The 12,794-nt window shown below is 38.4% G+C and carries 11 protein-coding genes; 8 read left to right on the top strand and 3 right to left on the bottom strand.

Going from position 1 to position 12,794, the window contains the following annotated elements:
* Positions 1–73: 73 nt before the first annotated feature.
* Together rpmB and WAE64_RS08760 are read left to right on the top strand one after the other, a co-directional pair.
* Positions 74–313: a 50S ribosomal protein L28 gene (gene rpmB / locus WAE64_RS08755; protein ID WP_116985525.1), complete on the top strand. Its 240-nt coding sequence runs from the start codon at positions 74–76 to the stop codon at positions 311–313.
* Positions 314–611: 298 nt separating this feature from the next.
* Positions 612–1,427: a purine-nucleoside phosphorylase gene (locus WAE64_RS08760; RefSeq protein WP_340235978.1), complete on the top strand. Its 816-nt coding sequence runs from the start codon at positions 612–614 to the stop codon at positions 1,425–1,427.
* A gap of 69 nt (positions 1,428–1,496) precedes the next feature.
* On the opposite strand, the gene WAE64_RS08765 is transcribed toward WAE64_RS08760, so the two are convergent.
* A complete protein-coding gene (locus WAE64_RS08765) occupies positions 1,497–2,480 on the bottom strand; it encodes a sugar phosphate isomerase/epimerase family protein (protein WP_340235979.1) in 984 nt (327 codons plus the stop codon).
* A 143-nt stretch (positions 2,481–2,623) separates the two neighbouring features.
* Between WAE64_RS08765 and WAE64_RS08770 the strand changes: the two genes are divergently transcribed.
* Entirely contained in the window at positions 2,624–3,814 is a 1,191-nt protein-coding gene (locus tag WAE64_RS08770; protein ID WP_340235980.1) for a class I SAM-dependent rRNA methyltransferase, read from the top strand.
* Positions 3,815–3,877: 63 nt separating this feature from the next.
* On the opposite strand, the gene WAE64_RS08775 is transcribed toward WAE64_RS08770, so the two are convergent.
* On the bottom strand, positions 3,878–4,387 hold the full coding sequence (locus tag WAE64_RS08775; RefSeq protein WP_340235981.1) for a cupin domain-containing protein: 510 nt from the start codon (positions 4,385–4,387) through the stop codon (positions 3,878–3,880).
* A gap of 104 nt (positions 4,388–4,491) precedes the next feature.
* Here WAE64_RS08775 and WAE64_RS08780 point away from each other — a divergent pair, with 104 nt between their 5' ends.
* The 3 genes from WAE64_RS08780 (at position 4,492) to folB (ending at position 7,657) form a co-directional block, all read left to right on the top strand.
* Complete coding sequence (locus WAE64_RS08780) at positions 4,492–5,397, top strand: WD40 repeat domain-containing protein (protein WP_340235982.1); 906 nt, start codon at positions 4,492–4,494, stop codon at positions 5,395–5,397.
* Positions 5,398–5,666: 269 nt separating this feature from the next.
* On the top strand, positions 5,667–7,241 hold the full coding sequence (locus tag WAE64_RS08785) for a DivIVA domain-containing protein (RefSeq protein WP_340235983.1): 1,575 nt from the start codon (positions 5,667–5,669) through the stop codon (positions 7,239–7,241).
* A gap of 35 nt (positions 7,242–7,276) precedes the next feature.
* Positions 7,277–7,657: a dihydroneopterin aldolase gene (gene folB, locus WAE64_RS08790; RefSeq protein WP_340235984.1), complete on the top strand. Its 381-nt coding sequence runs from the start codon at positions 7,277–7,279 to the stop codon at positions 7,655–7,657.
* Between the two features lie 17 nt (positions 7,658–7,674).
* On the opposite strand, the gene WAE64_RS08795 is transcribed toward folB, so the two are convergent.
* Entirely contained in the window at positions 7,675–9,666 is a 1,992-nt protein-coding gene (locus WAE64_RS08795) for a M1 family metallopeptidase (protein WP_340235985.1), read from the bottom strand.
* Between the two features lie 226 nt (positions 9,667–9,892).
* On the opposite strand from WAE64_RS08795, the gene WAE64_RS08800 reads away from it, so the two are divergent.
* Together WAE64_RS08800 and WAE64_RS08805 are read left to right on the top strand one after the other, a co-directional pair.
* Positions 9,893–11,011: an aldose epimerase family protein gene (locus tag WAE64_RS08800; RefSeq protein ID WP_340236263.1), complete on the top strand. Its 1,119-nt coding sequence runs from the start codon at positions 9,893–9,895 to the stop codon at positions 11,009–11,011.
* A 308-nt stretch (positions 11,012–11,319) separates the two neighbouring features.
* On the top strand, positions 11,320–12,777 hold the full coding sequence (locus WAE64_RS08805; protein ID WP_340235986.1) for a hypothetical protein: 1,458 nt from the start codon (positions 11,320–11,322) through the stop codon (positions 12,775–12,777).
* Positions 12,778–12,794: the final 17 nt, after the last annotated feature.

Consider the following 12,794-nt stretch of genomic DNA (forward strand, 5'->3'; position numbering starts at 1 on the left):
TCCAAAAAAATTCCGAATTTTGCACTCCCGTTTAAGGAATTATCTTTTTTTCATAGAAAATATTTATAAGGCAATGGCAAAGGTTTGTCAAATCACTGGTAAAAGAACGCAAGTCGGTAACAACGTATCGCACGCTAACAATAAAACAAAGCGTAAATTTTTCCCAAATCTTAAAACTAAGAAATTCTTCTTAGAATCAGAAGGTGTATGGGTTTCATTGAAAGTTTCGACTTCAGCCCTTCGCACAATCAACAAAAAAGGCTTAGAAGCTACTTTAGTTGATGCTGCTCGCAAAGGTACATTGGCGTTGTAAGATATTCTTCTCAGGGGTATCCTGATTGAAGTTATGTATTAATAAAGGCAAATAGCCTTTTCATGAAATCGGTATCGAGTAATTCGGTACCGATTTTTTGTTTTATACCTATTTTTGAGATTGCTAACGGGCTGTGCTTACATTTTTGTTAATACTTATAGCAATAAATGCTAACAAAGAATATGTAATCTGCAGGTTTTTGCGTACTTTAGAATTTACGTTTAAACTTAAATTAAGTTTTATTCTGTAAAACTATAATGTACCACCTGATAATAACCATACACAGATCCTGATAAATATGCTAAATTCTATTGAACAATCTACGGCTTATATTCAGTCACAGATTGGCGATTTTAAACCACAATTCGGAATTATTTTAGGAACAGGCTTAGGAAAACTAGCCGACGAAATTGATATAGCTTTTACACTCAATTATGCCGATATACCTCATTTCCCGCTAGCAACTGTTGAATTTCATAAAGGGAAACTATTATTTGGTACCCTCAGCGGTAAAAAAGTAGTATGTATGCAGGGCCGATTTCATTACTATGAGGGATACTCAATGCAGCAGGTTACTTTTCCGGTAAGGGTAATGAAAATGTTGGGTATTGAAAGACTTTTCGTCTCGAATGCTTCTGGTGGCTTGAACCCAACCTTCAAAGAAAGCGATTTGATGATAATTGACGACCATATTTCTTTGTTTTTGCCTGAAAACCCACTAATAGGAGAAAACATTATGGGCGACCGTTTCCCGGATATGAGTGAGCCTTATGAGATTGAAACGGTGGAAAAAGCATTGCTGATTGCTACGCAAAATGCCCTTGAGGGTGTGCATAGAGGTGTATATGTAAGTGTAGCAGGGCCAAGTCTTGAAACCAAAGCTGAGTACAGGTTACTACGAATGCTAGGGGCTGATGCTGTGGGTATGAGTACTGTGCCAGAGGTAATTGTGGCCAGACAAATGGATATTCCGGTGTTTGGGATTTCGGTAATTACCGATATGGGTATTCCGGAAATATTACAAAAAGCAGAGCTAAGTAAAATTCTTGAAGCTGCCTATAAGGCTGAACCTAATATGACATTTATTATAAAAGAATTGATAGGGAGCCTTTGATGTATACCTATAAAACAACAAGACAGGATAAGCAATTTATCCTGTCTTGTTCTAAAAGCATGATTTAGATTATACAAATACTAGGTTTTTCATATATCCTGCATCTGCTTCTGCTGCTTTTAGCGGCGTGGTGCCATCAAAGCGCTCTTGCTCAACAATGAAATAATCAACGCCGTTTTGTTTGGCTACATTCAATATTCTTGGGAAATCTATCCTGCCTGTTCCTAAAGTAGTTGAGAACGAGAAAAGAGGATCGGTTACTTTTTCTTTCTCTGTAATTTCTTTCACTTTTGTTTCGTTTAGCAAATCTTTTACGTGTACTAAACGGAAACGATTTTTGTACTTAGTAAGCCATTCTTCAGGATTTTCGCCTGCTGCAACCAACCAATATAAGTCAGCTTCAAAATCTACCAGTTTAGGGTCGGTTCCTTCTAGCAAAATAGTTTCAGGCATTGTACCATCTGCAAATTTTTTGAATTCAAAATTATGGTTGTGGTAGGCCACACGTAGGCCAGCTTTTGCAGCTATTTCGCCTTGGCGGTTCAAGCCTTCTGCCGCTTTTTTCCATTCGTCAGGTTTTGTAAGGCTACCCAAGAAAGGGTTAATCAAATATTTCATGCCAATGCTTGCGGCGTCATCGACTAATTTTTTAAACTCGCTTTCTGTTTCCTTCTTCATGGTGTAATCTGGGTTGCAGTGTGTGCTTATCAGGTTACTTCCGGTGTCATCCATTAAGGTCTTGAATTCTTTGGCTGTCATACCCCAGAAAACGCCTTTATCACCTTGAAAACTCTCAATTTGTTTGTATCCATAGCTAGCCAATGCTTTTAGAACTCCTTTTGGGTCTTTAGCAAGGTCTTCTTTTACTGTCCAGAGCTGAATTCCAAATTCGCTTACCGATGGCTCTGTTACCATTGATGATGTAGCGGTTGAATCAGCACTTTTTTCTTCTGTTTTTGACGAGGGAGTACATGACCATAATTGATTTGCTAGTAGGGGTGTAGCTGCCAACAGGCCTGTATTACGTAAAAATTTTCGACGATCTAGTTTCATAGTACGTATTAGTAATATTAGAGGGGGTTAGAAACAAATGCTACTTTAAAGGAAAGTAAATGTAAATATAAAATCGTAAAAACGTTTTCTTTGACCTCTATATTTTCTTATTTTGTGCTAAGAATAGCAATTAAAAAACAAATATGTACACAAAAGTATTTTTACAGGCAGGCAAAGAACAGGTGGTTAAGCGGCTACATCCGTGGGTATTTTCGGGAGCAATTGCCAAAACAGAAGGGCAACCTACCGATGGCGATATAGTGGAGGTCTGCGATAAAAAAGGTAATTATTTAGCAACGGGGCATTTTTATAAAGGGAGTATTACCATAAAGATTTTCTCATACCAACAAGTAACCGTGGATGAGGATTTCTGGTATCATAAACTAAAATCAGCTTATGATTTAAGACAATTAATTCAGCTTAAAGATGATACTACGTGTTATAGACTAACACACGGTGAAGGCGATGGATTCCCGGGTTTGATTTTAGATTATTACCAGAATATCATTGTTTTTCAGGCACATACAATTGGTATGTGGCGTGAGAAAGAAAAAATAGTAGGGGCTTTGAAAAGAGTGTATGGAAATTCTCTATTGGCTATTTATGACAAAAGTGCTGAAACTTTGCCCGATGAATTTGCCAAAACAGTAAGTAATACTTATTTGTATTCGGAAGGGCCAACTGATAATATTTTGCCGCATCCGGTATTAGAAAATGGTAATAAGTTTTTGATTGATTGGGTAACGGGCCAAAAAACAGGCTTTTTTCTCGACCAGCGAGACAATAGAGCTTTATTGGCGCAATATGCCAAAAACAAAAAAGTACTCAATGCTTTCTGTTATTCTGGCGGATTTTCGATTTATGCGCTAAAGGCAGGGGCTAACTTGGTGCATTCGGTTGATGTATCTAAAAAGGCTATTGAGTTAGTTAATCAGAATGTGGCGGCAAATTTTGGTGAAGTAGATAATCATAAGGCCTATGCCGAAGATGTAATGGGCTATTTAAAGCAAAACGACCAGATGTATGATTTAATAGTACTTGACCCACCAGCCTATGCCAAAAGCATTGCCAAACGTCACCAGGCTGTGCAAGGATACAAAAGGCTAAACATAGAAGGTATTAAGCGACTAGCCAAAGGTGGAATCTTGTTTACTTTCTCTTGTTCGCAAGTAGTAGACCGAGAACTGTTCTATAACACTATTGTATCGGCAGCACTTGAGGTTGGCCGACAGGTAAGGGTTTTGCATCATCTTACGCAAGGAGCCGACCACCCTGTGAATCTTTTTCATCCGGAGGGAAGTTATCTGAAAGGCTTGGTATTATATGTAGAATAAATGCCAATTTAGCCTTTGCCAATTGTATATGGGCAAAGGCTAAATTAAGTAATTTATAGCCGCTTAACGACCGAAATCGTCTTGTACACGAACAATGTCGTCTTCGTTCGATGGATTCTCCGGGTCGGTGTGTTGCCATATTTCGGCAATAATTCCCCATTGGTCAAGTCCGATTAAACGATGTCTCTCGCCTTGTTTCAGGTTGATGATAGTACCTAATGTCAGGGTTTGGACTTCGTTTTCTTCGTCGGTCTCGCTAGTTACAACGCCTGCAATGCCGCCAACTACTTTCCAAATTTCGGCTCTGCGGAAATGGTACTGCCACGAAAGACGTTTGTTTGGTGCAACCACAAGTATTTTTGGGCTTAGTTTTTGACCCACACCAAAATCATTAATACTTAAATGCGGAAAATATGTTTCGATAAACTTCGAAGCTTGCGATTCATCTAATACGAAAAAACCACCCCACGGACGGCTTTGGTCGTGATTGGCAATATTGAAGCCCAAATCGGTGATTACTTGCTCTACTTCCTCAAAAACAACATTTTTTTCTGTGTCTGCCGAAAAATTCATGAGATGAAAAGATTAATAGATATATTTAAGAATTAGTTTTGCAGGCAAAATTAAGTATTGTTAGAAAACTATTAGCTACATGACAGAAAAAATCATGTAAGGCCATGATACAAGTAGAAAAAATAGATACATTTACAGGGCATAGAGATTGCGTTTATGCCTTAGAAAAGTCAGGAGAAAATCACCGTTTTTTTTCAGCAGCAGGCGATGGATTCGTTGTAAGATGGAATCTGCAGAAACCTGATGTAGGCGAAATGATAGCCAAAGTTAAAAATTCGGTTTATTCATTAGCATATTTACCAAAAGAAGACCACTTGTGGGTAGCTCAGAATCAAGAGGGCATTCATATTATTGACCTCCAGAGCAAGCAAGAACTTCGGTCGCTGAAATTAGCCCCTGCACTTTACTTTGATATTCAGATATACGACAACCAGGCTTTTGTAGCTGGGAGTGATGGCATCATTTCTGTAATAGATATTGATACGCTGGCTTTTAGAAAGCACATTAAAGCTGCCAGTGTAAGTGTGAGATGCCTGGCTATCAATCCCATAGAGCGTGAGCTGGCAGCCGGATATAGTGATAATACAATCAAGATATTCGACCTAAAGACATTTGAGCTTAAAAAAGTAATAATGGCACATACTAATTCGGTATTTACAATCAAGTACTCGCCCGACTTTAGGTTTTTGTTGTCAGGAAGTAGAGACGTCCGCCTGAAAATATGGAATGCAGAGCGTGAATATGCCTTAGAAGAAGAAATTGTGGCACATACTTTTGCTATTAATCACTTATCGTTTAGTCCTGATGGTCAGCGGTTTGTAACCTGTAGCATGGATAAGTCTATTAAAGTATGGGATACCGAGAACATGAAGCTTTTGAAGGTAATTGACCGTGCTCGCCACGCCGGACATGGTACTTCGGTTAACAAGGTTTTATGGTCGGACCACGAAGGCCAGATAGTTTCATGTAGCGACGACCGTACAATTTCTGTCTGGAAACTGAACGAATAAACGGCTATTTAAATGTTATTCTTCTGACCGAAAGATGATTTTTGCAGGTTAAATGATAATCTTTAAACTTACCCTACTACCTTTTGATAAAAAATATATAATCAAAAACCCAATAAAATAGTTATATAATCTAAAAGTTAATTAATTAGAATCATGCCTGTTTTTATTAGGGGGTTTTCTTGGTAAAATCTAAGAAAATACCCTAAAAAAGAATGACCGATAATTTTTTTTATAATTTTGCCTTAATATTTCTATAAAACATTGACACAATGAAAATTACACCGCTCGAAATACGCCAACACGAATTTGAAAAAACTTTCAGAGGCTACAATATCGAAGAAGTTGATAATTTTTTAGCAAATCTCTCGCAGGAATGGGAACGCATACTTAACGAAAGTAAGATGCTTAGAATGCAACTTGAAATGGCTGAGAAAGAAGCAAGTAAGCTTCGGGAGATTGAAATGACTCTATTTAAGACTCTCAAAACAGCAGAAGATACAAGTACAATGATTACTGAACAGGCTAATCAGCAAGCAGATAAGCATATTCAGGAATCGAAGCTAAAAAGTGAACAGGTATTGCAAGAGGCTTATGCCAAAGCCGAAGAAATTTTACAAGAAGCCCAAAATAGAGCCACTTATATTAAGGAAGATGTATTGGCAGAAGTAAAGTTATTGGAACAAGATTTCAAAACTATGGACCAGTACAAAACAAAGTTGTTGGCCCAAATGCGAAGCTTGTCGCACGAAACTTTAGACCATGTAAGACGCTTCGAAGAGAAGTTTGATAAAGAAGGCATCGAAGAAAAAATCAAAGAAGCCTCTGATTTATTAGCGGACGTTGACCAAGAACCTGAGATAATACATGAAGAACCCGAAGTTGAGGAGCCAAAAGCACCGATTGAAGAAGTAGAAGAGATTGAAGAGACAATTTTAACACAAGAGCCGGAGGAGATAGAAGAAGAAGCTATTGAAACGGAAGAAGAAGTTGAAATAGAAGAAGAGGTTGAAGAAGACCAAGAGGAGGTATATGCCGAAAACGAAGTTGAAGCAACGCCTGTTAGCCATATTGAAGAAGAGGAAGACGAAATAGTATTACAATCATCGGCTAATGATATTATAGAAGAAGGCCCGGTAGAAGAGCAAGAAGCGCCTCAAGTATTTGAAGAAGAGCCTGTGGCTGCGGAGCCGCAGACAGAAGAAGAGGAAGCAGTACAAGAAAGAGAATCGGATGAACTTGAAGTAATAGAAGGAATAGGTCCAAAGATAGCCATGTTGTTATATGATTCGGGCATCTTTACATTTAATGATTTAGCTAGTACTCCAGTAGCCAGAATACGTGAAATATTAGAAAACGCAGGGCCAGCTTATGCCATGCACGACCCTAGCACTTGGGTTGAGCAAGCTTTACTAGCAGCCGAAGGGCGTTTTGAAGAACTTGAAGAAATGAAAGGCCGCTTAGTAGGAGGCAGGGTAGTAGAAGACGTAGAAGAAAAAGGTATTGATAGCTCAGTAGGCTTTTTTGATACCATTGGAGAAACGGAAGGAGAAGTGATAGAAGAACCAGCTGAGGCGCAAAAGCAAGAAGAACCTGAAGGCAAAGTGGAGGCTCCACAACCTGAGGCGCCAAAGCCATCGACTCCTGCGCAAGAAAACAACATAGAGTCTATTACAGAAGAAATGCTTGAAAAAGTAAATAAAGTAAAAGCAGCTATCAGAAAAGCTATGGTAGAAAAAGCCGATAGCCCGAGTAAAGATAGTTCTCCATTACCAACCGTAAATGATGTGATCGGAAAAAGCACTGATAACGGAAATGGGGGCGGCTCATTCTTTGATAACATTTAATTTAAAATAAAAATCATAATTGATTATTAAAATTTATGGGAATAATCTCGCTTGAAGGCTTGGAGTTTTTTGCTTATCATGGTTATTATGACGAAGAGCAGAAGATAGGTAATAAATACTCGATTGATATTGCTATTAAAGCCGACCTGAATCGTGCGGCGCAGGAAGATAGATTAAGCCTGACGGTCAATTATGAAGTAGTTTATAAAATAATAGCCGATGTTATGAAAGTAAAACATCGGCTATTAGAGCATATTGCTTATAAAATTATTGAAGCAGTTAAAGAGCAATTTCCTGAGATTCTGCAGATAACTGTTAGTGTTTCAAAGTTCAATCCACCTATTGGTGGGGTTTGCGAGCGTTCAAAAATAACCATTGATTCTCCTTTCAGCCTCCCTCCGGTGGAAGAAGGCTGAAAGAGATTCAGATAATATTAGTTAGCCTGTGGATTGTTGTATTTCGCAGGCTTCCATTGATTATTTTTCGAATTAACATCTGGTAGCTTGCCATCAGGGTCAACAACTACTGACTCAATGGCTGAAGTTGACGGATATTTAAAGCTCCAGGTGCTACCACGTTGCCATATTTCAACAGGTAGGTCTACTCTTTTGGTAGTACCATTAGCTTCTTTTATTTCTACTACAACCGGCATTGGCATTTTTTCAAGATTTTCAATTGTAATAACCGAGCCTTTTGTAACATCTTGTTGCATATAGCTTACGTCTTTTACACCTTGGTCTATTTTCCAGTCGTTTACATACCAGCCTTTCCAGAACCAGCCTAGGTCTTCACCTGCAGCATCTTCCATAGTTCTAAAGAAATCAAGCGGTGTAGGGTGTTTAAATGCCCAACGATTTACATATTCTTTAAATGCATAATCAAAACGTTTTTCTCCTAAAACAAGCTCACGAAGCATTGTAAGGCCAAAACCCGGTTTTACATAAAGAGCTAGGCCCATGTTATTATTCTGAACTACATCAGGAATATTCATGATTGGGTCACGGTCATAAAAATAAGGGGCATACTGGCGAGCGTTTTCCGGCTGATAGTATTCTCCGTTATTAAAATTTTTGGTCGATAGCGTGTTAATAAAAGTATTAAAACCTTCGTCCATCCAGGCATATTTTCTTTCGTTTGAGCCTACAATCATCGGGAACCAGTTATGACCAAACTCATGGTCGGTAACACCCCAAAGGCTTTCGTTTTTATCACGGTAGCTACAAAATACGATTCCCGGATACTCCATACCTGCTACTACACCGGCCACATTGGTAGCCGATGGATACGAGTATTCGAATATGTATTTTGAGTAAAACTCAATACAGCCTTTTACGTATTCGGTAGAGCGGTTCCAGCTATCGTTAGTTGCACTTTCAACAGGGTACATCGATTGTGCAATAGAAGTTTTACCACTTGGCAAGTTGATTTTGGCTGCATCCCATACAAATGCTTTTGATGAGGCCCAGGCAATATCACGGGCTTGTTTACATTTAAATTTCCATGTAAGCGTTCCGCTGTTTCTTGGTCTTGTTTTGGCATCTGTTACCTCATCTTTTCCTCTGATTATTACAGTCTTATCGCTGTTTTTAGCCTCGTTGAATCTTTTAATCTGCTCGGCTGTCAATACCTCATTAGGGTTTGTTAACTCACCCGAACCTGCAACGATATGATCCCAAGGTACGGTTACGTTATATTCAAAATCACCATATTCTAAGTAAAACTCTCCGGCTCCCAGATACGGTAGTGTATTCCATCCCTCAACATCATCATAAACAGCCATACGTGGGTACCACTGTGCCATTTCATAAATTACTCCGTTTTGTGTTTCCTGTTTACCCATTCTATCAGAACCATAGCGAGGAATTTTGAAGGAGTAGCTTATTTTTATTTTGAGTTCTTCGCCTTTTGTTAATGGTTCCGACAAGCGTATTTGCATGCGGGTATCATCGATCAGGTGTTCGGCATATACCGAGCGGTTCGACGATTTTTTACCTGAGCCAACTTTTTTCTCGGCGCTTACAAATTGTATACTATAACCACCATCAAAACCAGTATTGCCAAATCGGCCACCTGCAATTGCCGTACTTTTGCCGCCTCTTGAATGGTCATTAAACTGATTCTGATCTAATTGCAACCAAACAAAAGGGAGGTTGTCAGGGCTATTGTTTTTATAGGTAATTTCTACCTCGCCTGTAAGCGTGTTAGCGGCTTCATCAAGCGTGGTATTTATTTTATAATCTGCTCTGTTTTGCCAGTAAAGCGGCCCTGGCGCTCCTGTGCCACTGCGATAAGCAGTACCAGGCATAAAATTAAACAGAGGATTGAAGGCGTCTCTGTGGTCATATTTCGAAGTAGTAGGGGTTTGTGCCTGCACTACCTGCGTTACAGCTAAAAGCCCTGCAATGACTATTTTGCGTATTTGCATAGTTAAGCGATAGATAAGAATGGTTTAAAATTTGTTAAATAATGTTCAATTAACGGTAAATATATGTTTTTCGTTTAAAGGGTGTGGTTAAAATTCAGAAATGTTTGGCAAACAAAGTCTCAGTTTAACAGTTTTTGTGTAATATTGGCAATCAAAATCAACCCCCTTTCTAATTATGACTAATTTTAAAACCCAATCCAAATTATTTTTGGCCGGTGTACTTCTGATGTACGCAAGTATTGCCTGCCAGTCAAAAAAGAGTGAAGACACTATGGAAACAACAAAAGCTTCGATTTCTAAACAACCTTGGGGAGAATTACCTGACGGACAAAAAGTGGATATCTATACCCTTAAAAATATAAAAGGTATGGAGGTGAAAATAAGTAATTATGGAGGCTTGATTACTCATTGGACAGCACCTGATAAAAATGGTAAATTTGAAGATGTAGTACTAGGCTACGATTCACTGTCGGGTTATTTAGAGTCTAGTCCGTTTTTTGGTGCATTGGTTGGTCGCTATGGAAACAGAATTGGTGGAGCTAAATTTAAATTAGATGGAAAAACCTACAATTTATTACAGAACAATGGGCCTAACCATTTGCACGGCGGCAAGATAGGATTTGATAAGGTAATCTGGAAAACTGAAGAACTGACAGATGGCAGAATAGGATTAAAGCTGAATTATGTGAGCAAAGACGGCGAAGAGGGATATCCGGGGAATCTTAATACAGAAATAATATATGTGTTGACTGACGACAACGCACTTGAAATTACTTATACGGCTACTACTGATAAACCGACTGTGGTAAACTTGACTCAACACTCTTATTTTAACCTGACAGGCGGCAAAACCGACCATCTGGGGCATGAGGTAATGATAAATGCTGACCGTTTTGTGCCAGTTGACAAAACATTAATACCAACTGGAGAGTTAAAAGCAGTAAAGGGAACTGTTTTTGACTTTACAACACCAAAAGCTATCGGGAAAGGAATCAACGATACAACCGATATTCAGATAAAAGTTGGTGGTGGATACGACCACTGTTGGGTACTGAACCAAGGCAAAAAAGATTCGTTGGTTTTGGCGGCTACAGCTTACGAGCCTACAAGCGGACGTTTCATGGAGGTTTTCACAACTGAGCCTGGTGTACAATTTTATACAGGTAACTTTTTAGATGGTAAAATTACAGGTAAAAACGGTGTAGTATATAAGAAACGTTATGGCTTTTGTTTTGAAACAGAGCATTTTCCTGATTCGCCAAACCAAGTTGGTTTTCCAACAGTTGTATTGCGTCCGGGAGAAACGTATAATACCAAAACCATCTTCAAGTTTTCGAGCAAATAATAATACCTGATTTTTTCAATAAACGCCTGATTAAATAGTATGATGCAAAAAAAATGAAGAAAAACCGAGAGACCTCATAACATTAAGTTATAAGTTTTTGTTTTTGAATTAAATAATTGCCATTTTTGCGAGAAGAGTCTCGTAGCAGTTCTCAAAAACACCTTTAGAGGCCTAAAAACTCACAAAACCTAATAGACAGAAACTTTTCTTTATCAAAAGAACATGTTTCAGTCACCTTAATTTAAATAAATTATTTTTGTATCCTATTGGATTAGAAATTTATTCAGACACTTTAAAAATTTAAAAAAATGAAAGCTTCTTCATTTAGAATTCTCACACTTGTGGTATTATTACCGATGCTGGCGCTTGCCCAACAGAGTCCGGCTCCCAACCAACAGCCATCCCCGTGTAATACATTACCTTACAAAGTGTTTCAAGGTAATGCAGATAAAAAACCTGTTGTGTTGAACAAACTTGGCACAAGCCCACAATTTGGAGAAATTCCTAAGCATACGTCAAAATCTGCCTATGATCACTTGAAGAGGGTTTATCGGAAAAATCAGAGAGGTATCAAAAAAGAAATGGATGATTTGTTGGTTGCTTTAGGTTATAGCGGTGTTAATGACCCTGCATTTACAGAGGGTAGCATTACTGCAGAAACCCTTCCAAAAGGCTCAACAGGTTGGATGGGTGCTTATGCTAAAGGTCACAAATATGTATGGTCTATTCTAGGACGCCCATTTGAAACATTCAGAATTAAAGCAAAAACTGGTGATTGCTTTATCTATATAATGAAAAAATGTGGTAATGCCTTTTATATTCCTACGTATGTTACAGCACCACTTCCTTATGTACCGCCAACCACTTGTGTTGACCAACAAGTAAGTATCACTGCATCGGGTGAAATTTCTAGTGGCGATGTATTGAACGCAAGCAAAACAATGGAAGTTGTAGCAGTAAACGGTGAAAAAGGACTATGCTTAGGTTCAATTCCGGTTACTTACCGTGGAACTTATGATTTCAGCGTAAAAGGCGATATGTCTTACTCTAAAGTAATTCCGGTTTGTGTTGAAGGTAACGCATCTCCTTCGCCAATTAACCTTACATTGCCTTTGAACTTAGATTATAAAATTACAAAATCAGAAATTACTGTAGGTGATGGAGAAAAAATCTACTTGACAGTTGATGAGAAACAATTTAAAGCACTAAGCAAAGCGTACAAATCTTGTCCGGTTTCTGCAAGCACAACGGCTTCAACTCAAACATTTGAGAAAAAAGTTTTGTCTGAAAGCCCAACTGATGTAACTATCGGTACAGCAGGTGCAGCTAAATGTGCTGACCAAAAAATCAATTTCATGGGTAAAACCGAGATTCAGGATGCAAGCATTAAAAGTGCAAGCCCAAGTGTAACACTTATTGGTGTTTACAAAAAAACTGGTAAACTAGCTAAAGGTGAAATGCCAGAAAAATACCTTTGCTTAGGCTCGTTCCCTGTACCGGTTAAATCTAGTTATGAAGTTGTTACTTCAGGTTTAAGCAACGTTTCAAAAATCTTCAGAGTATGTGATGCTAACGGCAACCCACTACCTGATCAAAACGTAAATATCCCTGTAAACTTGAATTATAACTTTACAAAACAAGAAGTAATGGTTGGTGACTACAATAAATTGTATATCAGCATCGACGAAGACCAATACAAAAAACTTAGCAAATCGTACAACCGTTGTTGTAAAGATGGCAAAGAAGGTTCTTGTGTAGAAAAATAATTCTTGCCAAGCATATA

This window comes from Emticicia soli, assembly GCF_037860775.1.
In the GTDB taxonomy this organism is placed as follows: Bacteria; Bacteroidota; Bacteroidia; order Cytophagales; family Spirosomataceae; genus Emticicia; species Emticicia soli.

Coding starts and splice junctions, on each gene's coding strand:
- rpmB (WP_116985525.1), top strand. CDS start 74: ATGGCAAAGGTTTGTCAAATCACTGGTAAAAGAACGCAAGTCGGTAAC.
- WAE64_RS08760 (WP_340235978.1), top strand. CDS start 612: ATGCTAAATTCTATTGAACAATCTACGGCTTATATTCAGTCACAGATT.
- WAE64_RS08765 (WP_340235979.1), bottom strand. CDS start 2,480: ATGAAACTAGATCGTCGAAAATTTTTACGTAATACAGGCCTGTTGGCA.
- WAE64_RS08770 (WP_340235980.1), top strand. CDS start 2,624: ATGTACACAAAAGTATTTTTACAGGCAGGCAAAGAACAGGTGGTTAAG.
- WAE64_RS08775 (WP_340235981.1), bottom strand. CDS start 4,387: ATGAATTTTTCGGCAGACACAGAAAAAAATGTTGTTTTTGAGGAAGTA.
- WAE64_RS08780 (WP_340235982.1), top strand. CDS start 4,492: ATGATACAAGTAGAAAAAATAGATACATTTACAGGGCATAGAGATTGC.
- WAE64_RS08785 (WP_340235983.1), top strand. CDS start 5,667: ATGAAAATTACACCGCTCGAAATACGCCAACACGAATTTGAAAAAACT.
- folB (WP_340235984.1), top strand. CDS start 7,277: ATGGGAATAATCTCGCTTGAAGGCTTGGAGTTTTTTGCTTATCATGGT.
- WAE64_RS08795 (WP_340235985.1), bottom strand. CDS start 9,666: ATGCAAATACGCAAAATAGTCATTGCAGGGCTTTTAGCTGTAACGCAG.
- WAE64_RS08800 (WP_340236263.1), top strand. CDS start 9,893: ATGTACGCAAGTATTGCCTGCCAGTCAAAAAAGAGTGAAGACACTATG.
- WAE64_RS08805 (WP_340235986.1), top strand. CDS start 11,320: ATGAAAGCTTCTTCATTTAGAATTCTCACACTTGTGGTATTATTACCG.